21 protein-coding genes, 1 tRNA gene and 1 riboswitch are annotated in these 25,036 nt (G+C 65.9%); of the genes, 12 read left to right on the top strand and 10 right to left on the bottom strand.

Features of this window, described 5'->3' with window-relative positions; all coding sequences use genetic code 11:
* Positions 1 to 33: 33 nt before the first annotated feature.
* A complete protein-coding gene (gene phoB, locus SR870_RS16545; RefSeq protein WP_322514633.1) occupies positions 34 to 735 on the top strand; it encodes a phosphate regulon transcriptional regulator PhoB in 702 nt (233 codons plus the stop codon).
* A gap of 356 nt (positions 736 to 1,091) precedes the next feature.
* On the opposite strand, the gene SR870_RS16540 is transcribed toward phoB, so the two are convergent.
* Positions 1,092 to 1,601, bottom strand: coding sequence for a GcrA family cell cycle regulator (locus SR870_RS16540; RefSeq protein WP_322514632.1), 510 nt, complete (start codon positions 1,599 to 1,601; stop codon positions 1,092 to 1,094).
* 478 nt (positions 1,602 to 2,079) lie between these two features.
* On the opposite strand from SR870_RS16540, the gene SR870_RS16535 reads away from it, so the two are divergent.
* From SR870_RS16535 to SR870_RS16520, 4 genes are all read left to right on the top strand, one after another.
* The gene (locus SR870_RS16535; protein ID WP_322514631.1) at positions 2,080 to 3,303 is read left to right on the top strand and encodes an aspartate aminotransferase family protein; all 1,224 of its coding nucleotides are present in this window, start codon (positions 2,080 to 2,082) and stop codon (positions 3,301 to 3,303) included.
* A 71-nt stretch (positions 3,304 to 3,374) separates the two neighbouring features.
* Entirely contained in the window at positions 3,375 to 4,301 is a 927-nt protein-coding gene (argF, locus tag SR870_RS16530; RefSeq protein ID WP_322518286.1) for an ornithine carbamoyltransferase, read from the top strand.
* A gap of 234 nt (positions 4,302 to 4,535) precedes the next feature.
* Positions 4,536 to 5,591 carry an Hsp33 family molecular chaperone gene (locus tag SR870_RS16525; protein ID WP_322514630.1) on the top strand — a complete coding sequence of 352 codons (1,056 nt, stop codon included), beginning with the start codon at positions 4,536 to 4,538 and terminating at the stop codon, positions 5,589 to 5,591.
* A 425-nt stretch (positions 5,592 to 6,016) separates the two neighbouring features.
* Positions 6,017 to 7,804, top strand: a complete 1,788-nt coding sequence (locus tag SR870_RS16520; RefSeq protein WP_322514629.1) for a hypothetical protein — start codon at positions 6,017 to 6,019, stop codon at positions 7,802 to 7,804.
* 393 nt (positions 7,805 to 8,197) lie between these two features.
* Here SR870_RS16520 and apaG read toward each other — a convergent pair whose 3' ends face one another.
* Positions 8,198 to 8,590, bottom strand: a complete 393-nt coding sequence (gene apaG, locus SR870_RS16515) for a Co2+/Mg2+ efflux protein ApaG (protein WP_322514628.1) — start codon at positions 8,588 to 8,590, stop codon at positions 8,198 to 8,200.
* 286 nt (positions 8,591 to 8,876) lie between these two features.
* Between apaG and SR870_RS16510 the strand changes: the two genes are divergently transcribed.
* Genes SR870_RS16510 through SR870_RS16500 form a run of 3 tightly spaced genes read left to right on the top strand, consistent with a single transcriptional unit; the run spans position 8,877 to position 11,874 of the window.
* Positions 8,877 to 10,148 (top strand): OpgC domain-containing protein, encoded by a 1,272-nt coding sequence (locus SR870_RS16510; protein ID WP_322514627.1) that lies wholly within the window; start codon positions 8,877 to 8,879, stop codon positions 10,146 to 10,148.
* Positions 10,145 to 10,924, top strand: a complete 780-nt coding sequence (locus SR870_RS16505) for an SGNH/GDSL hydrolase family protein (RefSeq protein WP_322514626.1) — start codon at positions 10,145 to 10,147, stop codon at positions 10,922 to 10,924. Before SR870_RS16510 ends, SR870_RS16505 begins: the two co-directional genes overlap by 4 nt.
* Positions 10,924 to 11,874 carry an SGNH/GDSL hydrolase family protein gene (locus tag SR870_RS16500; RefSeq protein WP_322514625.1) on the top strand — a complete coding sequence of 317 codons (951 nt, stop codon included), beginning with the start codon at positions 10,924 to 10,926 and terminating at the stop codon, positions 11,872 to 11,874. Before SR870_RS16505 ends, SR870_RS16500 begins: the two co-directional genes overlap by 1 nt.
* A gap of 182 nt (positions 11,875 to 12,056) precedes the next feature.
* On the opposite strand, the gene SR870_RS16495 is transcribed toward SR870_RS16500, so the two are convergent.
* Positions 12,057 to 13,298 carry an O-succinylhomoserine sulfhydrylase gene (locus SR870_RS16495; RefSeq protein ID WP_322514624.1) on the bottom strand — a complete coding sequence of 414 codons (1,242 nt, stop codon included), beginning with the start codon at positions 13,296 to 13,298 and terminating at the stop codon, positions 12,057 to 12,059.
* 75 nt (positions 13,299 to 13,373) lie between these two features.
* Positions 13,374 to 13,453, bottom strand: a riboswitch (SAM riboswitch).
* Between the two features lie 109 nt (positions 13,454 to 13,562).
* On the opposite strand from SR870_RS16495, the gene SR870_RS16490 reads away from it, so the two are divergent.
* Entirely contained in the window at positions 13,563 to 14,669 is a 1,107-nt protein-coding gene (locus SR870_RS16490; protein ID WP_322514623.1) for a 2'-deoxycytidine 5'-triphosphate deaminase, read from the top strand.
* On the opposite strand, the gene SR870_RS16485 is transcribed toward SR870_RS16490, so the two are convergent.
* The 4 genes from SR870_RS16485 to SR870_RS16470 form a co-directional block, all read right to left on the bottom strand.
* Positions 14,659 to 15,162, bottom strand: coding sequence for a hypothetical protein (locus SR870_RS16485; RefSeq protein WP_322514622.1), 504 nt, complete (start codon positions 15,160 to 15,162; stop codon positions 14,659 to 14,661). The genes SR870_RS16490 and SR870_RS16485 overlap by 11 nt on opposite strands.
* Positions 15,159 to 15,533, bottom strand: coding sequence for a nucleotidyltransferase domain-containing protein (locus SR870_RS16480; RefSeq protein WP_322514621.1), 375 nt, complete (start codon positions 15,531 to 15,533; stop codon positions 15,159 to 15,161). Before SR870_RS16480 ends, SR870_RS16485 begins: the two co-directional genes overlap by 4 nt.
* 52 nt (positions 15,534 to 15,585) lie before the next feature.
* Positions 15,586 to 17,565: a TIGR03768 family metallophosphoesterase gene (locus tag SR870_RS16475; protein ID WP_322514620.1), complete on the bottom strand. Its 1,980-nt coding sequence runs from the start codon at positions 17,563 to 17,565 to the stop codon at positions 15,586 to 15,588.
* Positions 17,566 to 18,112: 547 nt separating this feature from the next.
* Entirely contained in the window at positions 18,113 to 19,456 is a 1,344-nt protein-coding gene (locus tag SR870_RS16470) for a sorbosone dehydrogenase family protein (protein WP_322514619.1), read from the bottom strand.
* Between the two features lie 245 nt (positions 19,457 to 19,701).
* Here SR870_RS16470 and SR870_RS16465 point away from each other — a divergent pair, with 245 nt between their 5' ends.
* A complete protein-coding gene (locus tag SR870_RS16465) occupies positions 19,702 to 21,153 on the top strand; it encodes an MATE family efflux transporter (RefSeq protein ID WP_322514618.1) in 1,452 nt (483 codons plus the stop codon).
* Between the two features lie 17 nt (positions 21,154 to 21,170).
* Here the strand turns inward: SR870_RS16465 and SR870_RS16460 are convergent, their stop codons facing one another.
* Positions 21,171 to 21,749, bottom strand: coding sequence for a methylated-DNA--[protein]-cysteine S-methyltransferase (locus tag SR870_RS16460; protein WP_322514617.1), 579 nt, complete (start codon positions 21,747 to 21,749; stop codon positions 21,171 to 21,173).
* A 229-nt stretch (positions 21,750 to 21,978) separates the two neighbouring features.
* Between SR870_RS16460 and SR870_RS16455 the strand changes: the two genes are divergently transcribed.
* Positions 21,979 to 22,052: transfer RNA gene (locus SR870_RS16455), tRNA-Gly, on the top strand.
* A 60-nt stretch (positions 22,053 to 22,112) separates the two neighbouring features.
* Here SR870_RS16455 and SR870_RS16450 read toward each other — a convergent pair.
* Both SR870_RS16450 and SR870_RS16445 read right to left on the bottom strand, forming a co-directional pair.
* Entirely contained in the window at positions 22,113 to 23,687 is a 1,575-nt protein-coding gene (locus tag SR870_RS16450; protein WP_322514616.1) for a Fic family protein, read from the bottom strand.
* Between the two features lie 160 nt (positions 23,688 to 23,847).
* A complete protein-coding gene (locus SR870_RS16445) occupies positions 23,848 to 24,072 on the bottom strand; it encodes a hypothetical protein (RefSeq protein ID WP_322514615.1) in 225 nt (74 codons plus the stop codon).
* Positions 24,073 to 24,642: 570 nt separating this feature from the next.
* On the opposite strand from SR870_RS16445, the gene SR870_RS16440 reads away from it, so the two are divergent.
* Positions 24,643 to 24,843: a hypothetical protein gene (locus SR870_RS16440; protein WP_322514614.1), complete on the top strand. Its 201-nt coding sequence runs from the start codon at positions 24,643 to 24,645 to the stop codon at positions 24,841 to 24,843.
* The last annotated feature ends 193 nt before the right edge of the window (positions 24,844 to 25,036 follow it).

The raw sequence follows: 25,036 nt of genomic DNA, 5'->3' as shown, positions 1-25,036 counted from the left end.
GTCCCGCAGGCAAGACTGAAGACGAGGACGACAATGGGTGCGCGCATTCTGGTGGTCGAAGACGAGGAAGCGCTGACAACGCTGCTGCGATACAATCTCGAATCCGACGGTTACGACGTCGAAACCGTGGCCCGCGGCGACGATGCCGATACCCGCATGAAGGAGCGCCTGCCGGATCTGGTGGTGCTGGACTGGATGCTGCCGGGCCTGTCCGGGATCGAGCTGTGCCGCCGGCTGCGGGCGCGGTCCGACACCAAGCAACTGCCGATCATCATGCTGACGGCGCGCGGCGAGGAAAGCGAGCGCGTTCGCGGGCTCGCCACCGGCGCCGACGACTACATCGTCAAGCCGTTCTCGGTGCCGGAACTGCTGGCGCGGGTGAAGGGTCTGTTGCGCCGCGCCGCGCCGGAACGGCTCGCCACCGTGCTGGCCTATGGCGACCTCGAACTCGACCGCGACAAGCGCCGCGTCGCGCGCTCGGGCCGGCCGATCGACCTCGGCCCGACCGAATATCGCCTGCTCGAATTCTTCCTGGAGCATCCGGGCCGGGTGTTCAGCCGCGAGCAGCTGCTCGACGGCGTCTGGGGCCGCGACATCTATATCGACGAGCGCACCGTCGACGTCCATATCGGGCGCCTGCGCAAGCTGCTCAATCCGGGCCGCGAGCAGGACCCGATCCGCACCGTCCGCGGCGCCGGCTACGCGCTCGACGACCGCTTCGCCAAGGTGGAGTGAGCGGGCGATCCGTTCGTCGGGCCGAGCGCAGTTTGTAGTTTGCAGTTGGTAGGGTGGGCAAAGCGTAGCGTGCCCACCAGGCTTTTCGACCTGCGAAGCGTCTCGCGATGACGATCGTCCGCACGCGTGGGCACGGCGCTACGCGCCTTGTGCCCACCCTACGATCCGGCGATCCTGCGCTTACTCGGCCACACATCTCAATTGTCATCCTCCGCGAAAGCGGAGGATGCAGTATTGCAAAGTACTCGTGAGGAGTAACAGGCGCTCGGGGGTACTGGGTCGCCCGGTCGAGCCGGGCGATGACGGCCTCAGTCGGCGGCGCGCGGACGATCGCGCCTTGAAGCGCAGAGCCGCGCTTATCGCGTCGGCTTCGGCTGCTGGCGGCGGCGGTCGCCGACCGGCTGATAGGCGATGCGCGAGTGATGCGAGCAATAGGGCAGGCCGGGCAGCGACTTGCCGCCGCAGAAGAAGAACTCCGGGCTCGACGGATCGCCGACCGGCCAGTGGCAGGTGGCCTCGTTGAGCTCCAGCAGCGACAGCCGCTGGTTCATCGGCACCACATTGTCGAAGGCGACCGGATCGGGCTCGGCCTCGACTTCGAACACATGCGCCAGCGCGGTATTGCCGCGCGCCACCGGCCGCGTCACCCGCATCATGTGCTGGGCGGGGCGCGCCTTGCGGGGCCGCGGCGCCGCCGAGGACGGGCTCTTGGCCCGGCCCGACAGGCCGAGGCGGTGAACCTTGCCGATCACGGCGTTGCGCGTCACATTGCCGAGCTCCGCGGCAATTTGACTCGCCGACAGTCCGCCTTCCCAGAGTTTCTTCAACTGCTCGACGCGCTCGTCGGTCCAGGTCAATGCCGTCATCGTCTCAATCCCTTCCTGCCGCGCGGTGCTGGTCCAGCGCCAAGTCGCGGCTGCGAGGTCGTCAATTGTCTTGCCGTCAGAATCCCTTAGCCCTCGCCGGACGGCCGGTGCCGTCCGGGCGTTTCGCCCCGACCGAGAACTCGTAAAGGATTACAAACCGTGCACGACATCTCGTGCCTGACGAGGAAAACGCTACAATATGGCGTGACTCACGCGCAAGAGTCAGACCTGGTGCGTCCACACCTTCTCTCTCGGGTGAGTCTTGAACGTCACAGCGGCGACCTGCGTAGAAGTCCGGGGGAACCCCGGCGGAAGCCCGGTTGACAGGCACTTCAGCGCACCTAGAATGACTACACGTGCCGCCTGGAAAGGCGGCACGTTTCGTTTCCGGGGTACTTTCGTTTCCGGGGCGCGCCGGGCCCGCGACCGCACTGACTGCGGCCGGCCCGGCGGCCCGCTTTTTCCGATCGGATCGGCCATGTCGAGTGCTAAGTCGAGCGCAGCAACTACCTCCCATCTTCTGCCGGTCTTCGCGCGGGCGGATGTCGCCTTCGAACGCGGCGAGGGCGCCTGGCTGATCTCGACCACCGGCGAGCGCTATCTCGATTTCACCAGCGGCGTCGCGGTCAATTCGCTCGGCCATTGCCACCCGCATCTGGTCGAGGCGTTGCAGCAGCAGGCGACCCGGCTGTGGCACATGTCGAACCTGTTCAAGAGCCCGGACGGCGAGCGGCTCGCCGCTCGGCTGTGCGAGCAGAGCTTCGCCGACTACGTGTTCTTCGCCAATTCCGGCGCCGAGGCGATGGAATGCGCGCTGAAGATGGCGCGGCATCATCATTTCTCGAACGGCTCGCCGGAGCGCACCCGGATCGTCACCTTCGAGGGCGCGTTCCACGGCCGCACGCTGGGCACGCTCGCCGCCACCGGCTCGGCGAAGTATCTCGAAGGCTATGGCGACCCGCTCACCGGGTTCGACCAGGTGCCGCTCGGCGATCTCGACGCGGTCAAGAAGGCGATCGGCCCGACCACCGCCGGCATCCTGATCGAGCCGCTGCAGGGCGAAGGCGGCGTCCGTTCGCCGGAGCCGGCGTTCTTCCGCGCGTTGCGCGAATTGTGCGACGCCAATGGTCTGCTGCTGATCTTCGACGAGGTGCAGACCGGCATGGGCCGCACCGGCGAGCTGTTTGCTTACCAGCGGATCGGCGTCGCGCCCGATATCATGTCGCTGGCCAAGGCGCTCGGCGGCGGCTTCCCGATCGGCGCCTGCCTCGCCACCGCGGATGCGGCCCGGGGCATGGCGCCGGGCTCGCACGGCTCGACCTTCGGCGGCAATCCGCTGGCGGTCGCCGCCGCCAATGCGGTGCTGGACGTCATGCTGAAGCCCGGCTTTCTCGATCACGTCAGGCGGATGTCGCTGCTGCTGAAGCAGAAGCTCGCCGGCATCGTCGATCGCTATCCGCAGGTGCTGAGCGAAGTCCGCGGCGAGGGGCTGCTGGTCGGCCTCAAGGCGGTGGTGCCGTCGACCGATCTGGTCGCCGCGCTTCGCGACCAGAAGCTGCTCACGGTCGGCGCCGGCGACAACGTCGTGCGGCTGCTGCCGCCGCTGATCGTCGGCGAGACGGAAATCGACGAGGCGGTGACGCGGCTGGAGCGTGCCTGCGACGTGCTGTCCGGCCAGCCGGCGCAGCGGGAGGCGGTGTGATGAGCATCGCCGATCGTGCCGCCATGAGTAGTCCCGAGAGTGATACCAAGAGCGATTCCAAGAGCTCCGCCATGACCAACGCCCCGCGGCATTTCCTCGATCTCACCGAGGTCCCGACCTCGGAGCTACGCAATATGCTGGCCGCCGCCGACGCGATGAAGGCGAAGCGCAAGGCCAATGCGGCTTCGGACAAGCCGCTCGCCGGCAAGACGCTGGCGATGATCTTCGAGAAGCCCTCGACGCGCACGCGGGTGTCGTTCGACGTCGGCATGCGCCAGCTCGGCGGCGAGTCGATCATGCTGACCGGCGCCGAGATGCAGCTCGGTCGCGGCGAAACCATCGCCGACACCGCGCGGGTGCTGTCGCGCTTCGTCGATATCATCATGATCCGCATCCTCAATCACGATTCGCTGCTGGAGCTCGCCGCCAACGCCACCGTGCCGGTGATCAACGGGCTGACGCGCAAGTCGCATCCGTGCCAGGTGATGGCCGACGTGATGACGTTCGAGGAGCATCGCGGCCCGATCAAGGGCGCGACCGTGGCCTGGACCGGCGACGACAACAACGTGCTGGCGTCGTGGGCCCACGCGGCGCAGCGCTTCGACTTCAAGCTCAACATCGCGACCCCGCCGCAGCTCGCGCCGAACAAGGCGATGCGCGACTGGATCAAGCGCAGCGGCGCGCAGGTCACGCTCGGCAGCGACGCCGAGGAAGCCGTGCGCGGCGCCCATTGCGTCGTCACCGACACCTGGGTGTCGATGGGCGACAAGGACGGCGAGCATCGCCACAATCTGCTCAAGCCGTTTCAGGTCAACGCCAAGCTGATGTCGCTCGCCGACAAGGACGCGATCTTCATGCACTGCCTGCCGGCGCATCGCGGCGAGGAAGTCACCGACGAGGTGATCGACGGCCCGCAATCGGTGGTGTTCGACGAAGCCGAAAACCGCCTGCACGCGCAGAAGGGCATCTTGGCCTGGTGCTTGGGCGCGGTGGCGTAGTCGCCGACGGCGCCTTCTTCTAACCCTCTCCCCTCGTGGGAGAGGGTGGCGAGCGAAGCTCGCCGGGTGAGGGGGCCGCGGGCACTGGCCTCGCGTCCACCCCTCATCCGACGCGGACTGCGTCCGCGCCACCTTCTCCCACAGGGGGAGAAGGAAGAGGCCGCCTGCATCGCTGCCATTCGCCCTCCAGCTCGGCCCTTCCGATCCGCAGCCTCCGCCCCCAGATAGAGCGCCATGACCTCGCAATCGCAAAATCCCAAGACCTCCGAGACGCCCCCGGTTCGCGCGCCGTCCGCGGTTCCGATCGACGACACGGTGCTGCCGTTCGAAGTCGGGCCGCTCGATCTGCGCGGCCGGCTGACCCGGCTCGGCCCGGCGCTCGACGAACTGCTGGAGAAACACGCTTATCCGACGCCGGTCGCCAAGCTGCTCGGCGAGGCGATCGTGCTGGCGACGCTGCTCGGCTCGGCGCTGAAATTCGACGGACGCTTCATCCTGCAGACCCAGACCGACGGTCCGGTGTCGTTTCTGATCGTCGACTTCCAGGCGCCCGACCGGCTGCGCGCCTATGCGCGGTTCGACGAAAGCAAGCTCGCGCCCGGGCTCGATTCCGGCGCGCTGCTCGGCAAGGGCCATCTGGCGATGACGATCGATCAGGGCCCGGACATGAGCCGCTATCAGGGGCTGGTGGCGCTGGACGGCGGCGGGCTGGAGGAGGCCGCGCACGAGTACTTCCTGCGCTCCGAGCAGATCCCCACCCGGGTGCGGCTCGCGGTCGGCGAAGAATGGCGCGGCGGCGAGGGCGGCCGGCATCATTGGCGCGCCGGCGGCATGCTGCTGCAGTTCCTGCCGAAGGCGCCGGAGCGCGCGCGGCCGGCCGATCTGCATCCCGGCGACGCGCCGGACGGCGCCGAGGTTCACGCCGTCACCGAGGACGACGCCTGGGTCGAGGGCCAGTCGCTGATCGCCACCGTCGAGGACATCGAACTGATCGACCCCGACCTGTCCGGCGAGCGGCTGCTGTACCGCCTGTTCCACGAACGCGGCGTCCGCGTGTTCTCGTCACTGCCGCTGCGCGCGCAATGCTCCTGCTCGCGCACCGCCGTCTCCGGCATGCTGTCCCGTTTCTCGGCGCAGGACCGCGCCGACATGGTCAAGGACGGCAAGGTCGTGGTGACCTGCGAGTTCTGCAGCTCGATGTACGAATTCACGCCGGAAGAGGCGGGGGTGGAGACGGGCGCCGAAGCGGCGAACACAGAGGCGAAGGACGGCGCTGCGGCGAACGAGTAGTTCGCCCGTCGTCGAGAACTAACCCGTGTCCCGGACGCGATGCAGCACGCAGTGCTGCTTCGCAGATCCGGGGCCCCGGTTTCTCGACGCCGACATAGCGTAGTCTTCCGTAGGGTGGGCAAAGGCGCGCAGTGCCGTGCCCACGCTCTGCGCTTGCCCCCGTCGCGACCTCGCGCGTGGGTTTCGCTGCGCTCAGCGCTACCCTACGGAGCTGCATCGATCTCCTCGGCCACGTCACTTCCGAGCGCGCGTGGCGCGAACCCGGAATCTAGAAATTCTTCAATGACCAGCCTTTCTGGTGAACAATCACAGCGAGGCATTGCGATCTTGCGTATATACCCGGTCCTCGACCATCCCCCCAAAGCCGTCTTGTCTTGCAACCGAAGATTTCGCTACGGTCGCAGGGCGTATTTGCGGGGCAGGCGATGGCGGATTCGAACGAGATGGCGCAAGGGGCGGGCAGCGGGGTGCCCGACCCAAGCAATCTAAATGGGTGGACGGATTGGTTGGCGCAGCAGCCATCTGAATGGTCGGTCGTACTTGCATCGCGTGCTGCAATGCGGGTGCTCCCTCTATTAGATCCAGAGATCAGTACTTCAATTGAAGTCCTTTCAGTTTTTCGGGCAACCGCGATTGCGCGTTTTGTTTCGAAGTATCCAAGTCGTGCAGCCGGCGCACCGGCCGCCGCAGGCGCTGCTTCGAAGCTTAACATGGAAGAATTTCGCGCGTTCGCGGCGTCCCGCTCTGGAGGAAGGGGCTTTGCTTCATCCGCCTTTGCCAGCAGCGCCCTTGCTTCATCCGCCATTGGCCGAAGTGCCGTGGGTCGATCCCCCGCCGCCACGGCGCTCACCGCTTCCTCCATAACCACAATGGCAGCTATGGCATCAGCGGCGGCCGCCGCAAGTGACGACTCTTCCGCACTTGAACTTTGGACCGATGTAAACGTTTGGCTTGTTGACGGTGCCGCTGCCTCTTATTCGCTCCCTGCTGCTGCCGCTACCATCACCGCAATGCACCAAGAGGCAGAGGCGCTGTTCTCGGGAGGCCCCTCTTCCGAACAAATTGCTGCAGCGTCGCTTTGGCGGGTGAACAGGTCAAATCCGTTCGAGCAGAATTGGCAACACTTGAAATCGAAACTGTTAGGACGTGGTGAGCACTGGTCGGTGTGGACCAATTGGTACGATGACGTTCTCGCGGGAACGCCATACTCGGAGGCTGAAGATGCAGCCTTCACGGATATTCCCGGCGATCTGCCGTGGAAAGAAACTTCTGAGGCCGTGAATACGGAGATCATCCGGCGGCTGAGGGCGATTTGGAGCTGGAAGGGGCGGCCTTCAGATTTTCTGGGTCGGCAGCTATCGAAGGCGGAGACTGTCCACCGCCTCGCCGAAGTCGCCAGCCCGCAGCCTTCGATCAACGACGGCGGCCAGTTGGATGCGGGGCCGAACAAGGCCTTCGATGTTCCGGTGGTCGACGAGGATTTGTCCACACTCCCGCTGCGTCAGCGGAAACTGATCGAGCGAATCGTAAAAATTCTGCCGCCTCAAGCGCCTCCCGCGTTGCAGGAATTCCTCCGCTCCTATGATGAAGAGCTCAAGACCCGTGGCACCCAGCCGATCATCGGGCTGCTGAAGGATGATGCCGACATTATTGCGGCATCGGTTGCAGCCCCGCGGGCCGAAGACGAGTGGTTGGAGGCCGGAGTGCGCGAAGCGTTCGATCGCTTCGCGGACAATCACGCCAAGTTCGTCGAGCACTTCCCGCTCGATGCCGAGCGCGAGAAGATCTACAGTGAAACCGCTGTCGATGAAAACAAAGCGGCTGGGAAGGATTTCAGCGCGCCATTCGAGGGCGTCGCGAAGGCTGCAAAGCAGGCGCACGATGCAGGCTTGGTGACGGGAGATTTTCTCGCTGCGACGCAGGGGATGTCTGAGACGGCACAAGTTCTCTCTACCCTGCCGCCGGCGCGTGAGACGGAGGCGCGCAAGACTCCCAGTCCCGATATCGCTCTCTCGGAGAACGATCGCATTGTGCCAGTGACCACCAAGCAGCGCGTCGTCCTCAATGGTCTTGGATTTTACAGCGGCGCGGATCAGCGGCTGGCCGATACGGCAAACATGGTGACGATCGCATCGGCGGCCTATCCGCCGCTGGCGACGGCTCTGAAGTCGGCGGTGGATGCGTTGTCCAAGTTCTTGAATCTGCCTGGGTAGCGTGAGCGCCGCTGCGCTCAGCGCTACTCACTCTGCTTGATCGATCGGTTTGCGATTGATCCCGTGTCCCGGACGCGACGCAGCACGCAGTGCTGCTTCGCAGATCCGGGACCCCGGTTCGCGGTTCGACACGATATATTTCGAAGCTGTTCGGATGCACCTCAACCGGGGCCCCGGATCAGCAGCGCACCACGCCGCAAAGCGCGGCGCGCTGCGCAGCATCCGGGGCACGAAGTCTGCGCCCCTCAATACAGTCGGTTGTCATTCGTCGGAGTCCGTAGGGTGGGCAAAGGCGCGCAAGCGCCGTGCCCACGCGTCGCCGGTGATGCTGTCGGGATGTCCGCGTGGGCTCCTCGCTCAGCGCCACCCTACGGGGCCATCAGCGCCGCGCCCTCAATTCAGCGTCCGTTTCCCCTCCGGGCTGTCCAGCGAAAACGCCGGGACGTCGATGTCGAATTTCTCGCCGCTTTCGCTTTCCATCTGGTAGCGGCCGGCCATGAAGCCGGAGGCGGTGGGGAGGGGGACGCCGCTGGTGTATTCGAAGCGTTCGCCGGGGGCGAGCACCGGCTGTTCGCCGACCACGCCTTCGCCACGCACCTCCTGGGTGCGGCCGGAGGCGTCGGTGATCACCCAATGCCGGGTGCGGAGCTGCACGGTCTCCTCGCCCGAATTGGTGATGACCACGGTGTAGGACCAGAAATACTGCCGGTTCTCCGCCGAGGAGCGTTCCGGCAGATAGTTCGGCTCGACGGTCACCTCGATCTGGCGGGTAATGGCGCGGTACATCAGGCTTGTTCCAACTTGCGTCGCGATCATATCGCAGATTTCCCTCCTGAAACCAGTCGTTCGGAACGATTTTCAGGGCCCGCGCCGATCCCGGGGCCGCGGTTTCACCACAGTCGGCTCCTAACCGTCACGGCCGTAACGTCGCCCCGCATCGGCTCGGCGATCCGGCCGCGGCGTTGTAACCCTCGCCTGCCTCCGGGCAGGTGCTATATCTGTGCCAACTCGATCTCTGCCTGAGCCGGTTCGATCTGTGCCAAGGCGCAAGGATGCGCCCGTTCGGAAGCCCATGACTGCCGTCGCCTCTGCCGTCGCCTCGTCTGTCGCCGAACCGATCGCCGGAGCGCCGCCCGCGGGTCTTCCGCCGCCGGCGGACCCGGCGCCGCCGCCGCTGCAACCGGAAGTCCGCAAGCCGCCGCCGAAGCGCGAATTGCGGCTCGATCTGTTCCGCGGCCTGGCGCTGTGGCTGATCTTCATCGACCACCTGCCGGCCAATGTGCTGACCTGGCTGACGATCCGGAACTACGGCTTTTCCGACGCCACCGAGATCTTCATCTTCATTTCCGGCTACACCGCCGCCTTCGTCTACGGCCGGGCGATGCGCGATCAGGGCGTGGTGGTGGCGTCGGCGCGGATCATGAAGCGGGTCTGGCAGATCTACGTCGCCCACGTGTTTCTGTTCACGATCTTCCTCGCCGAGATCTCCTACGTCGCCACCAGCTTCCAGAACCCGCTCTACACCGAGGAAATGGGCATCCTGGATTTCCTCAAGCAGCCCGACGTCACCATCGTGCAGGCGCTGCTGCTGCGGTTTCGTCCGGTCAATATGGACGTGCTGCCGCTGTACATCGTGCTGATGTTCTTCCTGCCGCCGATCCTGTGGACGATGCGGCGCTCGCCCGATCTGGCGCTGGCGCTGGCGACCCTGCTGTACGCCGCGACCTGGCAGTTCGACCTGCACCTCACCGCCTATCCGAGCGGCGTCTGGGCGTTCAATCCCTATGCATGGCAGTTGCTGTTCGTGTTCGGCGCCTGGTGCGCGATGGGCGGCGCGCAGCGGCTGTCGCGGGTGCTGGCGTCGAATGTCACGCTGTGGTTGTCGGCGGCCTATCTGCTGGCGGCGTTCTTCATCACCCTGACATGGCACATGCCGCAGCTCTACCACATTCTGCCGAAATGGCTCGAGCAGTGGATGTACCCGATCGACAAGCCCAATCTCGACGTGCTGCGGTTCGCCCACTTCCTGGCGCTGGCGGCGATCACCGTGCGCTTCCTGCACCGCGACTGGCGCGGGCTGAATTCGCCCTGGCTGCGGCCGCTGATCCTGTGCGGCCAGCATTCGCTGGAGATCTTCTGCCTCGGCATCTTCCTTGCATTCGCCGGCTACTTCGTGCTGGCCGAAATCTCGGGCGGCGCCGTGATGCATTTCGTCGTCAGTCTGGCCGGGATCGTCATCATGTCCGGGTCGGCATGGCTGTTTTCATGGTACAAGAACGCGGTGGCAAAGGGCGGCAGTCAGAAAACAAGCCCGGATGCCGACCTCGCGGGGGGCGATGCATGAGGGCGGGCGGACGGGCCGGCTTGGGATGGGTGCTGGGCTTGGCCCTGCTCGGCGCGTTGGTCGCGCCGGCTCGCGCCGCCGCGGATGCGTCCCCTCCGGGCTGCGACGCGCCGGCCTACATGCTGTCCACCGGCATCACGCTGGGCAAGGTGGTGGCCGCGCTCAAGAATGACCGCAAGCTCGACATTCTGGTGGTCGGCAGCCGCTCCTCCAGCATCAACTCGGCCGAAAGCACGGCCTATCCGGCGCGGCTGCAGACGCTGCTGCGCGACAGGCTGCCCGGCATCGCCGTCAACGTCACCTTCGAGATGCGGGTCAAGCGGACCGCCGCCGAGGTCGGGGCGGGGCTCGGCCAGCTCGTCGCCGATCGCAAGCCGGCGTTGCTGATCTGGCAGACCGGCACCTACGACGCGATCCGCTCGATCGACGCCGACGACTTCCGCCACGCGCTCAGCGAGGGCATCGAAGCCTCGCAGAAGGCCGGCGCCGACGTCATCCTGATGAATCTGCAATACAGCCCCCGGATTGAAACCATGATCAATCCGGCGCCCTATCTGGATAATATGCGGGCCGTGGCGCAGGAACACGACGTGCCGCTGTTCGACCGCTTCGCGCTGATGCGGCACTGGAACGAGACCGGCGAGTTCGACCTGTTCAATCCCTCGCCCGGGATCGACCTGGCGATGCGGGTGCACAATTGCATCGCGCGGGCGCTGTCGACCTTCATCGTCGATACGGCCAAGATCACGCCATCGGAGCTGAGGACGTTGCGTTGATGAGTCGAAGTTGCGTGAAGCTCGCCGCCGGCCTGGCGTCGGCAGCGATGCTGCTCGGGATGGCGTTGTCGGGCGCGCGCGCGCAGGCGCCGCAGCCGCCCTCGGATCCGGCCCCGGCCGCGGCCTCCCCCGCCGCGCCGGCGCGCGACGCCGGCCAGAAGGGCATCGCCGGCCAGACCATCGACCGGGTCAAGCAGGCGGCCAAGCAGGCCGGCGACGTGCTGACGCGGGTGCCCTGCCTGGCGCCGAAAGGCGGCGGCAAGTCGATGGGCTCGCTGCCCCACGTCGCCCGCAAGCTGATCGCCGGCCAGCCGGTGGTGATCGTGGCGTTCGGCTCGTCGTCGACCCAGGGCTACGGCTCCAGTTCGCCGGCGAACAACTATCCGAACCGTCTGGCCGAGCGGCTGCGCCGGCAATACCCGGGCGCCGACATCAGCGTGATCAACAGCGGCAAGGGTGGCGAGGACGCGCCCGAGATGATGGCGCGGCTGAAGGCCACCGTGCTCGACGCCAAGCCCGATCTGGTGATCTGGCAGGTCGGCACCAACGCCATCCTGCGCAATCTCGATCCGGCCGAGACCGGCCGGCTGGTCGAGGAGGGCATCGCGGCGATCCAGGCGGCGGGGTCCGACGTGGTGCTGGTCGATCCGCAATACGCGCCGCGGGTCAACGAGCGCGCCGAGAGCGCCGGCAAGATGATCGCCGCACTCGGCCGGCTCGCCGAGCTGCGCCGGGTCGCGATCTTCCCGCGCTTTCAGGTGATGAAGGAGTGGCACGAAAAGCAGGCGCTGCCGTTCGACGATTTCGTCATCGCCGACGGCCTGCACATGAACGATTGGGGCTACGCCTGCTTCGCCCAACTGCTCGGCGACGACATCATCCGCTCGGTCGGCCAGATCAAGCTCGGCGTCACCGTGCCGTCCGACGTCCGCGCCTATCGGCCGATGTGAGGCGCTGCGCCGCAACGCGAGCCGCGCCGCGCATCCGCAGCCGTCATGCCCGGGCTCGACCCGGGCATCCATCGCCCGCGGAGCGGGCGGGATCGTGGATCCTGAGTGCTTTTGCGAAGAAAGGTGGATTGCCGGGTCGAGCCCGGCAATGACGTCTCGTGTACGGCAGCGTGCGGCGCTTACTACACCTTCTCCAGCGCGGCGACGATGTCCTCGATCAGGTCGTCCTTGTGCTCGAGGCCGACCGAGTAGCGGATGAAGCCTTCGCTGATGCCGAGTTCGGCGCGCGCTTCCGGCTTCAGCCGCTGATGGGTCGTCGTCGCCGGATGCGTGACCAGGCTCTTGGCGTCGCCGAGATTGTTGCTGATCCGGATCAGCTTCAGCGCATTCAGGAAGCGGAACGCCTCGGCCTTGCCGCCCGCGACCTCGAAGCCGATCAGCGTCGAGCCGGCGCCCATCTGCTTCTTCACGGTCGCGGCCTGCGGATGGTCGGCGCGGCCGGGATAGACCAGCCGCGGGATTTTCGGATGGCCGGCCAGCGCATCGGCGATCGCCGCCGCCGTCTCGGTCTGCGCCCGGACGCGCACCGCCAGCGTCTCCAGCCCCTTCAGCAGCACCCAGGCGTTGAACGGCGACAGCGACGGTCCGGTCTGGCGCAGATACATCTGGATGTGCTCTTCGATGAACGCCTGCGACGACAGCACCACGCCGCCGAGACAGCGGCCCTGGCCGTCGATGTGCTTGGTGGCGGAGTACACCACGACGTCGGCGCCGAGTTCGAGCGGGCTCTGCCAGATCGGCGTCGCGAACACGTTGTCGACGACCAGCCGCGCGCCGCCCGCATGTGCGATTTCGGCGATCGCGCCGATGTCGAGCACGTCGAGCGTCGGATTGGTCGGGCTCTCGAGGAAGCAGGTCCTGGTGTTGGGGCGCAGCGCCTTCTGCCACTGGTCGAGGTCGAGGCCGTCGACCAGCGTCGATTCGATGCCGTAGCGCGGCAGCAGGTCCTCGACCACGTAGCGGCACGAGCCGAACATCGCCTTCGAGGCCACGACGTGATCGCCGGCGCGCAGCGGCGCCAGCATCGCGGCGGTCACCGCGGCCATGCCGGTGGCGGTGGCGCGCGCGGCTTCGGCGCCCTCGAATTCCGCCATCCGCTGCTCGAAGCTGAACACCGTCGGATTGGAGAAGCGCGAATATTGGAAGCCGGCATCGTCGCCGGTGAAGCGCGCCTCGCACTGCTCGGCGCTGTCGTAGACGAAGCCCTGGGTGAGAAACAGCGCCTCTGAGGTCTCGCCATATTGCGAGCGCAGGCTGCCGGAATGCACCAGCCGGGTCTCGCGGCGAAAATGCGCGGTGTCGGGGATGGCGATCGAGGGCTTCGGGGCGGGCGTGCTGGAATCGGGCGTATTGGTCTCGGACATGTGGTCTCCATTCGTGACCACACCTGGCGGTGCGGGCACAAAAAAACCGGCCTGGAAAAATTTCCACAAGCCGGGATCACATTGTCCCCGGCCTGTTTAGCGACTTGTTTAACGTGGCTGCAAGCCGGCCGGCTCAAATCACCACGGGATAAGTCGGGCTCATAATCCTCCGCGGACTTCCCGTCAAGCCGGCCATCGGATAACCGATGAAATCCAGTATTTTCCGCGTCTGGCGGCCGCGCGGCCGCCGTGAGGATCGCCGCCGTGCCGTTCGCGTTGCCGCCCGATGCCGATGGAATCCTGCCCGACCGCATGATCGCGGCGATGGCCGAGGCCGGGCTGATCCTGCCGGAATATCCGTTCGTCGAGAGCCAGATCCAGCCCGCCAGCCTCGATCTGCGGCTCGGCGGCATCGCCTATCGGGTCCGCGCCAGCTTCCTGCCGGGGCCGGACTGCACGGTGGCCGAGCGGATCGATGAATTGAAGCTGCACGAGATCGACCTGTCGGACGGCGCCGTGCTGGAGACCAACTGCGTCTACATCGTGCCGCTGCTGGAGAGCCTGGCGCTGCCGCGCAATATCGTCGCCGCCGCCAATCCGAAGAGCTCGACCGGGCGACTCGACGTGTTCACCCGCGTCATCGCCGACGGAACGAGACGTTTCGACATGATCGGCGCCGGCTATCACGGCCCGCTTTACGCCGAGATCAGCCCGAAGACCTTCCCGGTGCTGCTGCGCGAGGGCTCGCGGCTGTCGCAGGTTCGCTTCCGCGCCGGACATGCCACGCTGGAGCAGGACGAGCTTGATGCGCTGCACGACGCCGAGCGGCTGGTCGACGCCGACGACGCCGATCTCAATGGCGGCGTCGCGCTCAGCGTCGATCTGTCCGGGAGCAATTCGAACGGCTTCGTCGGCTACCGCGCCAAGCGCCACACCGGCGTGGTCGATATCGATCGTCGCGGCGGCTACGCGGTCGGCGAATTCTGGGAGCCGATCGCCGCACGTCCCGATGGCACGCTGATCCTCGACCCCGGCGAGTTCTACATCCTCGCTTCAAAAGAGGCCGTCCAGGTGCCGCCGGACTACGCCGCCGAGATGGTGCCGTTCGATCCCTTGGTCGGAGAATTCCGCGTGCACTACGCCGGCTTCTTCGATCCCGGCTTCGGCTACGAGGGCGCCGGCGGCCTCGGCTCGCGCGCGGTGCTGGAAGTGCGCTCGCGCGAGGTGCCGTTCATCCTCGAACACGGCCAGATCGTCGGCCGCCTGATCTACGAAAAGATGCTGTCCCGCCCCGACGCGCTATACGGCCAGAAGATCGGCTCGAACTATCAGGGCCAGAGCCTGAAGCTGAGCAAGCATTTCAAGGTGTGACGCTGTTGCCCTGTCTGAGGTGGGTCTCAACATCAAGTTTGACCGAGGCAATCAGGCTTGTAACTTCCGCATCAACAGCGTGGAGCTGAGGCAGTTGCTTAAATCCAGTGATCACGTAGCGAAACTCGTATCTTGTGGCAAAAGGATCCAGAAGCTCGATAAGCTGCTCAGTGCAATCTCTCCGAATTGGATGAAGCTTCAGACCGTGCTTAAGACATTCGTCCCAAAGTACGTTCAGTTGGTGGCCGTACTTCCTTGACGAAAGCTGTTTCATATCGAAGCCTTTTGTCCGAAGGAAACTCTTCAGCGCAAGCTCGATCGCATGGGAGTACAAGTAATATACTGGCATCTCAAATCTGAGTTTGAGATTCCCCGACACAGTTCCGTTTCTTAGGTGCTGGGCTGATTTCAAGAATGACTCAGCAGATAGCAAAATGGCGATCGGTGGAGATCGATCGATCTCCTCTTCAGCGGCCAGCAGTTGAAGGTTCACAACTGCTTCCTTCCGTGAAGCACGTTGACGCAACTATCGGCATAGATCGTCCGCCCCTCGCGGTCGATCTGGAAGCTGATCGTGCTCGGATCACGCCTGGCAGCCTCGAACCGGCCGCGGCGCAGCGGCACGATCTGGATCGGCAGGCCGAGGTCTGAAATCGGTTCCCAAAGCGAGACCGGGGTGAATGCCCCGGGTGCGATATCGTCATTCAGGATGACGCACAGGTCGAAATCGCTGTCCTCGGTGTGGTCGCCGCGGGCGCGGCTGCCGAACAGGATGATTTCCTCGACCGGCGCCGCGGCCACGAGGCGCCGCACGGCTTCTCGAAGCCGCACGTCCTCTGCAATATCGGCGACCGCATCGTGCATGGCCCGAGTATAGTCCGAACCGGTGAGGAAATCATCCGGTCCGTGATCGCGACTACTTTCGCACCGCCACCGTCCGCTTCAGCACCTCGACCATCCGCGGGCTGAGCTGTTTCAGCAGCTCGACATTGCTCGACGCATGATACTGGACCGGCTTGTCCGCGCTCGTCAGATCGACGAACCGGATCGACGGATCGGTGGCTTTGGGGTCGTCGCTTTGCGGCCGCGTCGGGTCCATGCTCGGTACCGGAATCTTGCCGCCGGCGGTCGCGTAGTTCGGGCTGTTGGGCCGCAGGTCGTTCTGGATGATCTGCTGGGTGGCGATGGCGTATTTGCGCGATTGCGCCGCCGGCGTTCCATCCGCGGCCGCGACGTCGATATTCACCGCCTCGATCGACACCGTGTAGTCCGCGTTCAGCGAGATCTCGAAAGTCCGGAATTGCTGCGGAAAGTCGCGTAGCGAGCAGGTCTCGACCTGCCAGAAGCCTTGCTCCGGCCGGTCCGGGTCGGTGGACGGAAACGCCTTCACCACATTCACATGGCGATGCCCGGCGATCCACATCAGCAGGTTCGGCGCAGTCTGCAGCGTCTTCACCAGGCCGGCGAGGTCGACGGCGTTGGCAAAATCAGGCGCCGCATTGGCGTCGCCCAGCCACCATTCCATTTCGGAGCCGATCGGCGACACGCCGATCGGAATATGGTTGGCGATGATCATCAACTGATCCTCGGCCTGGCCGCGCGCCAGCTCCATCTTCAGCCAGTCCCAGCGCCTGGCATCGAGAAAGCCGTGGCCGTGGATGTCGCGCGAGCCGTCCTGTTCGGACTGCGTGACGTCGAGCACGATCACCTTCAGCGGCAGATCGGATTTCGGCACGAAGCTGTAGCAGGCGAAGCCGTCGCCGGCGCCGTCGACCAGATCGAAGCCGTGCCCCTTCGGACGGGTCGTGGTGTCGCGGAACTCGGCGAGCCATTCGGCGCGCGCCAGCGGACGGCGGCCGGGATCGGGCGCGATCTGCGGTGGCTTGCCGGCGAAGGCCGGATCGTCGGCGCGGCCGGCATGGATGATCGCGCCATAGCGGCTCGTGCCGTCGATCACCCCCGGATAGTACGCCGGCGTGGCCTTCAGGCCGCGATAGTCGAACAGCGCCGGGAAGCCTTCGCGATTCGGTTTCAGCACGTCGCCGACCGCCCAGATCCTGTCGGCCGTGTAGGACTGGCGCAGGCCGATCGACGGATCGGCGTCGACCGGAAACGATCCGATCATGAAATGATCGTGGTTGCCGAGGACCTGATACCAGGGAATATCGCGGGCGAGCCCGGCGGCCTGAAACGGCATCTGGAAGTCGACGCTGTCGCGGCCGCGATGGTCGCCGGAGCTCGGCGTGATCGGCCGGCCGTCGATCACGTCGATATACCAGCGCACTTCATTGTAGGACGTGCTGTTGCAGGCGTCTCCGAGCGCGATGCCGAAATCGAACGGGTCGCGGCTGTGCAGGTCGTTGACGGTCTGCACCGCCGCATCCAGCACCTGCGTCGTATACGGCATCACCGGCGAATAGATCGAGGTGTTGTTCACCGCCTCCGGTTCGGTCTGCTGGAATCCGATCAGCTGGTTGGGCGCTTCCTTGTCGGTGATGTGGACGTCGGTGAACGCGAAAAACCGGATCAGACGCTTGTTCTCGCCGGGCGCCGGCTTTTGGTAGCCGGCTCGCATCAGGTCGGCGCGCGTCACGATCGGCAGGCCGGAGCCCAGCGTCCATTCGCCATAGCCGAAGTCCTTGTAGCGCGCGACCTGATGCAGCGCGGTCTTCGCCAGGCCGGGCTCGATCGTCGCCGGGAACGCCAGCATCTGCTTCACGGTCGTCTCGGCCGGCGTCGCGATCGGGTAGCGCGGCAGTTCGCGGCCCCATGCCGGCGCGCCGAGCGTCGGGCCGAGGGACAGCGCGCCGATGAAGGCCGCGGATGATTGCAGAAACGCGCGGCGGGTGGAGAGCAGCCGGCTCGACGGCGCAGGTGACGGAAGGTGATGAGTCATGGGACAGGCCCTCTTGCGCGGCCATCCAGAGCGACGCGACGGCGTCGCGTTATGTCATCCTGCGCGCAATCGCATAGATTCCATCGGCCGTTCGAAGCGGTTGTTGTAACGGCGACAGGTTAATGGGCTGCGAAGTACAAGCCGCCGAATTGTTGTGGTAATTCGCAGCAGCTAGCAACGCCGGATTGCTTGTGAGACGTGTTAGCGAAGAACGGCCGCACAAGCGCGCATGGAAGGCCGGATTGCGTCATCGATCGATTGAAGCGATACGCACTGATGCCGAATGCACGGACTCCCTCATCCTGAGGAGCCCGGCGAAGCCGGGCGTCTCGAAGGATGGAGCGACGGACACTGCCCGCGGGGCATGGTTCGAGACGGCGCTTCGCGCCTCCTCACCATGAGGTTGTACCTGTGGTGAGCGTCACGAGCAGAACTGCGTCGCGGCGATCGTAAAGGACCCGGCCGCTGCGGTCGATTTGGTAGCTGATGCTCGCAGCGTCGCGCTTCGCGGCGTCGAAGCGGCTACGGCGCAGCGGCACGATCTCTCTTACCGCGCCGCCTGCTCGCGCCCCGCCGGCGTCACCCGCCAGATCGAATTGCCGACATCGTCGGCGACCAGCAGCGCGCCGCGCCCATCGATCGCGACGCCGACCGGGCGGCCCTGCGCCTCCTCCTTGTCGTTGAGGAAGCCGGTGAGGATATCGCGCGGCGGCCCCGACGGCTTGCCGCCTTCGAACGGCACGTAGATCACCTTGTAGCCGGAATGCGGCTTGCGGTTCCACGAGCCGTGCTGGCCGACGAAGGCGCCGCCTTTCATGTCGGCTGGAAACAGCTCGCCGGTGTTGAAGGCCAGCCCGAGCGAGGCGGTGTGGTTGCCGAGCGCGTAGTCCGGCACGATCGCCTTCGCCACCAGGTCCGGCCGCGGCGGCTCGACGCGGGTGTCGACGTGCTGGCCGAACCAGCTGTAGGGCCAGCCGTAGAAGCCGCCGTCCTGCACCGAGGTCATGTAGTCCGGCACCAGATCGCTGCCGATTTCGTCGCGCTCGTTGACGACGACCCACAGCGCGCCGGTCTCGGGCTCGAAGGCCGGGCCGTTCGGGTTGCGCAGGCCGGAGGCGAACAGCCGGGTCGCGCCGGTCGCGCGGTCGATCTCGAGCACCGCGGCGCGGTTGATCTCCTCGTCCATGCCGTGCTCGGCGGCGTTGCTGTTCGAGCCGGAGGTCGCGTACAGCTTGGTGCCGTCGCGGCTGGCGATCAGGTCCTTGGTCCAGTGGTGGTTGCGCGGCCCCGCCGGCAGATCGGCGAGCTTCTCGCCGGCCGTGGTGATCCGCGTGTCGCCGGGATTGTAGGGGAAGCGCATGATCGCGTCGGTATTGGCGACGTAGAGCTCGTTGCCGACCAGCGCCATGCCGAACGGCGAATTCAGCCCGTCGATAAAGGTGGAGCGGACTTCCGCCACGCCGTCGCCGTCGGCGTCGCGCAGCAGCGTGATGCGGTTGGCGCTCGGCGTCTTGGCGCCGGCCTGACCCATCACGAACTCGGCCACCATCCGCTTCAGCCCTTTGCCCTGCTCGGGCCGCTCCGGCGCGTTGGTCTCGGCCACCAGCACGTCGCCATTGGGCAGCACATGCAGCGTGCGGGGATGGTCCAGCCCGGTCGCGAAGGCGGTCACCGCCATGCCCTCCGCCGGCTTCGGCTTGGCGCCCTGCGCCCAGCCGACCGCCGGCGCGATATTGACGGTCGGCAGCAGGTTGTTGCTCGGCTCCGCCAGTTTCGGCGTCGGGCCGTAATCCTCGCCCTGGGTCAGGCTGGCCTGGTCGCCGCAGGCCGCCAGCGGCAAGACCATTGCGACGCAGATTGCGAGGCGGCTGGTCGTGAAAGGTCGGGGCATGGTCGTGGCTCTCCGCTTGCAGAAACCGATGCCGAGCCAATGAACCAGAGGCGGTTGCGTTCGGCGGACCGCCCGGAAAATCATCTGATACGGCCTGCCGAGATGTCGCAGCGGCGGCAGCTTGCGGCCCGACCGCGTTGATCTGCCGCGCAACCACCCATGCGTGGCGCGGGCATCGCTTTGCCGCGGATCGATGATAGGAACGTCGTAAGGCGCGGCTGTCAGATCGGGCCTCGGGGGGAACCATGTCCGACATCGCCGTCGCCGAACTGCCGCCGGTGCAGGGCGAGCCGCCGCGGCGCGAGGCCGAGCCGCCGCTGCCGCCGCCCAATCCGCTGCTCGACGGCGCCATCCTGCCGACCCTGCTGCGGCTGTCTTGGCCGAATGTGGTGGCGCTGACCGCCGGCACCTGCGTGGTGGTCGCCGAGACCTCCTATATCGGCCGGCTCGGCACCGAGGCGCTGGCGGCGATGGCGCTGGTGTTTCCGTTCGTGATCCTGACCATGACGATGTCCGGCGGCGCGATGGGCGGCGGCGTCGCCTCCGCGGTCGCGCGCGCGCTCGGCTCCGGCGACAGCGACCGCGCCGCGACGCTGGCGATGCATGCGTTGCTGATCGGGCTGTGCTTCGGCCTGGTGTTCACGGTCGGGATGCTGGTGTTCGGCGCCCGCGCGCTGGAGCTGCTCGGCGGCCGCGGCAATGTGCTGGCGCAGGCGGTGAGCTACGCCCACGTCTTCTTCGCCGGCGCGGTGGTGCCGTGGCTGATGAACACCTTCGCGGCGATCCTGCGCGGCACCGGCAACATGAAGCTGCCGTCGCTGATGATCCTGAATGCGGCCGGGCTGCAGATCGTGCTCGGCGGCGTGCTCGGCCTTGGCTTCGGCCCGATCCCGAGCTTCGGCATGCCGGGCGTCGCCGCCGGCACGTTGACGGCGTTCTCGGTCGGCGCCGGGGTGATGGCCTGGTACATCTTCTCCGGCCGCGCCGGGGTGACGCCGAAGTTCAAGGGGCTGCGGATCCAGCGCGCGATGTTCTTCGACATTCTCAAGGTCGGCGCGGTGGCCTGCTTCACGCCGCTGCAGTCGGTGCTGACGATCACCATCTTCACCCACATGCTGGCGCGGTTCGGCACCGAGATCCTCGCCGGCTACGGCATCGGCGCGCGGCTGGAATTCATGCTGACCTCGATCGCCTTCGCGGTCGGCATCGCCTCGGTGCCGATGATCGGCATGGCGATCGGCGCCGGCCGGGTGGCGCGCGCGCGGCGGATCGCCTGGACCGCGGCGCTGGTGTCGTTTCTCTGCGTCGGCGTGGTCGGCACCGCGGTCGCCTTCTTCCCGCATCTGTGGGTCGATCTGTTCACCAGCGACCCGGGCGTCAAGCTCGCCGGCGAGCGCTATCTGCGGGCGGCGGGGCCGATGTACGCCTTCATCGGCCTGTCGATCTCGCTGTACTTCTCGGCGCAGGGCGCGGCGCGGGTGCTCGGCCCGGTGCTGGCGCAGACCGGGCGGCTGCTCTTCGTCGGCATCGGCGGCTGGCTGCTGATCGCCAACAACGGCAGCGCCGGCAATTTCTTCGCGCTCGCCGCCGCCTCGATGGTGGTGCTCGGCCTCGCCACGGCGCTCGCCGTGCTGCTGACGCGCTGGGCGCCGAAAGCTGTGCCGGTGCCCGATCCGCGGACGCTCGGGCTGGACTGATCGGCTTGTTCTGAGTTCTAGCGATCCGCCTGGCGCGGCGCGGCGGTGAGCAGTACGTCGAACAGGCTCGGGCCGCGGGTCGCCAGCGCGCCCTCGACCGCCAGCAGCCGCCGCCGGGTGATGGCGCCGCCATTGGCGCAGGTGCCGCTGGTGTCGCCGGCGATCGTCAGCGCGCGATGGCAGGGCACGATCACGGCGAACGGATTGTTGCGGATCGCATGGCCGACCGCATGCAGCGCGCCGGGCGAGCCGGCGCGCCGGGCGATCTCCGCATAGGTCGCGGTCTCGCCGCGCGGAATGTCGCGCAGCACGTCGTAGACCCGGCAGTCGAAGGCCGGCAGGCCGCCGAGGTCGAGCCGGACGTCGGAAAAATCCCAATGCGCGCCGCGCAAGATCGCCGCGATGCCTTCGATGGCGCTGTCGATTCCGACCGTCGGCCGGGCCTCGCGGGCATCCGGACACTGCTTCAGCAGCCGGCGGCGGGTGTCGATCTCGCGGCTCTCGGCGAGCTGGACGGCGAGAACGCCGTCGAGGCCCCATGCGATGCCGCATCGGCCCATCATCGTATCGAAAATCGTATACGCAACCCCCACCATGGGTTCGACTATACCAGCGCCGTGGAACCGCGCATCCGGAATCTTTACAAATTGTTAACGGTGTTGCTGGGGCTCGCGGCCGACCCGCCGCGCCGGCCGTTCGCCGCGCCGCCGATCCCGCGCCGCGCCGCCTCGGCTGCCCTCGGTGGCCGGTTGGGCTGACCCCTTGGCGGAACGCGCGGTCTCGGCTAGACCAAGGCGGTCGGCCGCGCCTGTCGCGGCCCGGCGCGCGGGCGTAGTTCAATGGTAGAACGGCAGCTTCCCAAGCTGCATACGAGGGTTCGATTCCCTTCGCCCGCTCCAGCCGATTTTCCCCAAGAAATAGGGCACTTCCCTGGGGCCGTGCGGTACCGGTCCGGAGGGCTAGGCCTCATCGCGTTCCGCCAGCGTTTCCTCGATGGCTTCCTCGAGCATCGTGATCTCATCGTCGGTCAACTCGGGAAACTGCTCGCGTTTCTTCTTTGATAGCTTTCCGGCGTTCTGCATGCAGAGGCCGACGAACAACGACGCGCGCCTGTTCGGCATGTCGATCTGGTTCGTCACCGCGGTGTAGGCACGGTCGAACTTCTCGACGAACTCGACTTCCTCCTTGAGGTCGGTGGCGATCGTCTCCGCAAGCTTGTCGTAGAGGTATTCGACGAAACGGGTCGCGTCGAAGTACCGGTAGAGGTGCGCTGTCTCGTTCAAGACCTCGACTTCGTTCTTCGGCGTCATCCTGTACTTGACGTGCGCGAGAAGCGGATTCGAGTAGCTTTCGAGGGCCGTGTCGTACTCCTTGATGTTGCGCAGGATCGCCGCCGAGACCGGAAAGATGATTCCTTTGGGCGTGTAGTGCTGGGACGACAGCACGTGATGGATGAGAAAACGGTGGATACGGCCGTTTCCGTCCTCGAACGGATGGATGAAGACGAACGTGAAGGCGATCAGCGCCGCCGCGGTGACGGGCTCTGCGTCCTGCTTGAGGCGCGCGGTCATCTTCCTCCAGTCCGACATCAGAGGCTTCACGTCCTTCGGTTTCGGGCAGACGAAATGCACCTTCTCCCGGTGCGAGCCGAGCGTTTCGCCCACGAAGTTCTGGAAATCGCGGACGTCCGAGGCGGCGTATCTCGGGTCGACGATCTCATTCTGAAGCGCGATGAGACCCTTCTCGTCGGTCGGGTCGAACTTTTCGCCCTGCTCGAGCGCGGCGATGAAGCGCCGTGCCTTCTCCGGCGTCGGCCTTTCGTGTTCGATCTCGAAGGAGGATTTCGTTTCCTTCGTGTACAGGTACTGCACGGCCCGCTTCAGCGTCTCGGCGGGCACCTTCTCTGTGTAAGCCTTCGCGACTTCGTCGAGCTTCTCCGCGATGTGCTGCTGGATCTTCGCGGTCCGCCGGACGGTGAGGAAGAAGCCGGGCGCTCCGAGGAGATTGTCCGTCACCTTGTGCCTGCGCGATCGCGCGCCGTTCGCGACGATGTGCCGTTCGGGATCTAAGGCGTCGACGTACGTCACCGCGCCGGCGTCTTCGATGTCGAGCGTGTCGCCGGTCAGCGTCTCATAGAGAAACCATGCCCGCCGCGAGAAGGCGCCGGTCGGCTCGGACTTGATCCAGGTCTCGATGTCCTGCTTCGGCATCGCCTTGAGGGCGGCAGTCAGGACTCCCATGTCCAGCGGTTCGTGACGTAGCGCGAACTTGAGATGGTCGATCGCGGTGTCTTGCGGGACGTACCGGGGAGGAAACTGTTCGATCAGTGCATCCTGTCCCTCGATGGTTCGACGGTTGCCACGGACCGCCGTCGAGCGCACGTGGGGCTTCGGTACGTCGAGCTCCAGCATCTCATGGAGGCGGAGTTGACCTAAGCTCTGGTCCTGCAAGTGGAACTCCTTGTTCAAAACCGGCGCCCGGGGCGGAAAATCGTTCAGCAGGATGGCGAAACGTTCAGGATAAGGTGAGTTCACAGTAAAACATTCAGATTCCCAAAAAATCGTTCAACAATAAGGCTGACTGCGGAAAAACATTCAATATTATGGTCATCCGCGGAAAATCGTTCAAGGAAATTCCGGGCCTGCCAAAAATGCCATCGAATGCGGGAAAACAATCAGCCTTACGGTAAAACGTTCAAAATGCCATGCTTGGCCCCTCCGGAGTGCACCCGCTGCGGCCCGCAGCGCCCACCGGCCCTGCCGGACGCGCCGGCGCTCGCTTCGGTGCCGCGACGATCAGCCTGACCGTGATCATCTGGACGACTTCGCGGCTTTGGTTGCGGGTCTCGACGCCCGTGACGATCGTATGTCGGCAGACGAACGCGCATCGCCACAGGATCAGCGGCACCAGCACCAGCACCGCTGCCGACCGTGCATTCTGCGTTCTCAGTGTCTCAAAGCGCTAAGGCGATCCTTTGGGACGGTTTATTACAAATCGTTTTCCCAAGCTGCATACGAGGGTTCGATTCCCTTCGCCCGCTCCAGCCGTCCGCCAGCCCTCAGCTTGCAACCCGAGTTGAAAGCGCCTCAGTCGAAGAGGCGCGGCCCTGATCCGTGCGCGCCGCCGCCCGGGAACAGGTTCGCGACGTGCATTGGTCGACACGCCTCGCGGGAGCGTTGCGAATCGCGACGCGTCGCCATCGGCGGTGACGCTGCCGACGTATTCTCGATTGCGTTTGCATTGATTCAAATCAAACCAGCGATCACTTCCGGCGATCAGTTGGTACTTTGTGATCGCAACGTTCATGACGATCCCCGCGCCATTCGAGTTAGTTCGCAGTTTGGAATTATTCAGGATGAGCGCGCCCGAATTGTACCGCCATTTCGGGGTGAATCAGTGCAAGGAGTCGGTCGCAGTCGCACGTCACAACGAAGCAGGCGTGCTGCTCGACGCGCGGCGATGAGCCGGGTTCACACAGGAGGAAAGTTGATGGCGGGTCGGAACAATCAACACGAGTCGGACCGGATCGATCAGATCGATCAGAGCAGTCTTGCTGAACTTCGCTCGGACCGGGCGATGCGCGTGTGGGCGCGCAATCGGCTGCGCGAACTGGCGGAGTCCGGAAAGCTGGGGCTGAGCAGCGGCGCCGCGCCGCTGCGCGTGTCGGCGTCCGCATCCGCGACGCGCTGAGAATCGACGCGCCCCGATCTGCGGCGCGAATGAGAATGGTGCACGTCGCCTTGACCGGCGTGAACCCGAGCGACCCGGCCCACCCCCGTCTTCACGATCGTTCGGCGAGCCCTGCGGCGGAGCGGCTGCGGGCCTGAAGACGGCGGATTGCGGGATCGGCCCGGCCTCCGCGACGGCCCGGGCGTTGCGCCGC

The sequence above is a fragment of the Rhodopseudomonas palustris genome, assembly GCF_034479375.1.
In the GTDB taxonomy this organism is placed as follows: Bacteria; Pseudomonadota; Alphaproteobacteria; order Rhizobiales; family Xanthobacteraceae; genus Rhodopseudomonas; species Rhodopseudomonas palustris_M.
The sequence above is the reverse complement of the archived record's forward strand: the minus strand, read 5'-3'. Positions and strand labels throughout refer to the sequence as shown.

Coding starts and splice junctions, on each gene's coding strand:
- SR870_RS16460 (WP_322514617.1), bottom strand. CDS start 21,749: ATGGTGGGGGTTGCGTATACGATTTTCGATACGATGATGGGCCGATGC.
- SR870_RS16535 (WP_322514631.1), top strand. CDS start 2,080: ATGTCGAGTGCTAAGTCGAGCGCAGCAACTACCTCCCATCTTCTGCCG.
- SR870_RS16505 (WP_322514626.1), top strand. CDS start 10,145: ATGAGGGCGGGCGGACGGGCCGGCTTGGGATGGGTGCTGGGCTTGGCC.
- SR870_RS16465 (WP_322514618.1), top strand. CDS start 19,702: ATGTCCGACATCGCCGTCGCCGAACTGCCGCCGGTGCAGGGCGAGCCG.
- SR870_RS16540 (WP_322514632.1), bottom strand. CDS start 1,601: ATGACGGCATTGACCTGGACCGACGAGCGCGTCGAGCAGTTGAAGAAA.
- SR870_RS16440 (WP_322514614.1), top strand. CDS start 24,643: ATGGCGGGTCGGAACAATCAACACGAGTCGGACCGGATCGATCAGATC.
- apaG (WP_322514628.1), bottom strand. CDS start 8,590: ATGTACCGCGCCATTACCCGCCAGATCGAGGTGACCGTCGAGCCGAAC.
- SR870_RS16475 (WP_322514620.1), bottom strand. CDS start 17,565: ATGACTCATCACCTTCCGTCACCTGCGCCGTCGAGCCGGCTGCTCTCC.
- SR870_RS16510 (WP_322514627.1), top strand. CDS start 8,877: ATGACTGCCGTCGCCTCTGCCGTCGCCTCGTCTGTCGCCGAACCGATC.
- argF (WP_322518286.1), top strand. CDS start 3,375: ATGACCAACGCCCCGCGGCATTTCCTCGATCTCACCGAGGTCCCGACC.
- SR870_RS16470 (WP_322514619.1), bottom strand. CDS start 19,456: ATGCCCCGACCTTTCACGACCAGCCGCCTCGCAATCTGCGTCGCAATG.
- phoB (WP_322514633.1), top strand. CDS start 34: ATGGGTGCGCGCATTCTGGTGGTCGAAGACGAGGAAGCGCTGACAACG.
- SR870_RS16500 (WP_322514625.1), top strand. CDS start 10,924: ATGAGTCGAAGTTGCGTGAAGCTCGCCGCCGGCCTGGCGTCGGCAGCG.
- SR870_RS16520 (WP_322514629.1), top strand. CDS start 6,017: ATGGCGGATTCGAACGAGATGGCGCAAGGGGCGGGCAGCGGGGTGCCC.
- SR870_RS16495 (WP_322514624.1), bottom strand. CDS start 13,298: ATGTCCGAGACCAATACGCCCGATTCCAGCACGCCCGCCCCGAAGCCC.
- SR870_RS16525 (WP_322514630.1), top strand. CDS start 4,536: ATGACCTCGCAATCGCAAAATCCCAAGACCTCCGAGACGCCCCCGGTT.
- SR870_RS16480 (WP_322514621.1), bottom strand. CDS start 15,533: ATGCACGATGCGGTCGCCGATATTGCAGAGGACGTGCGGCTTCGAGAA.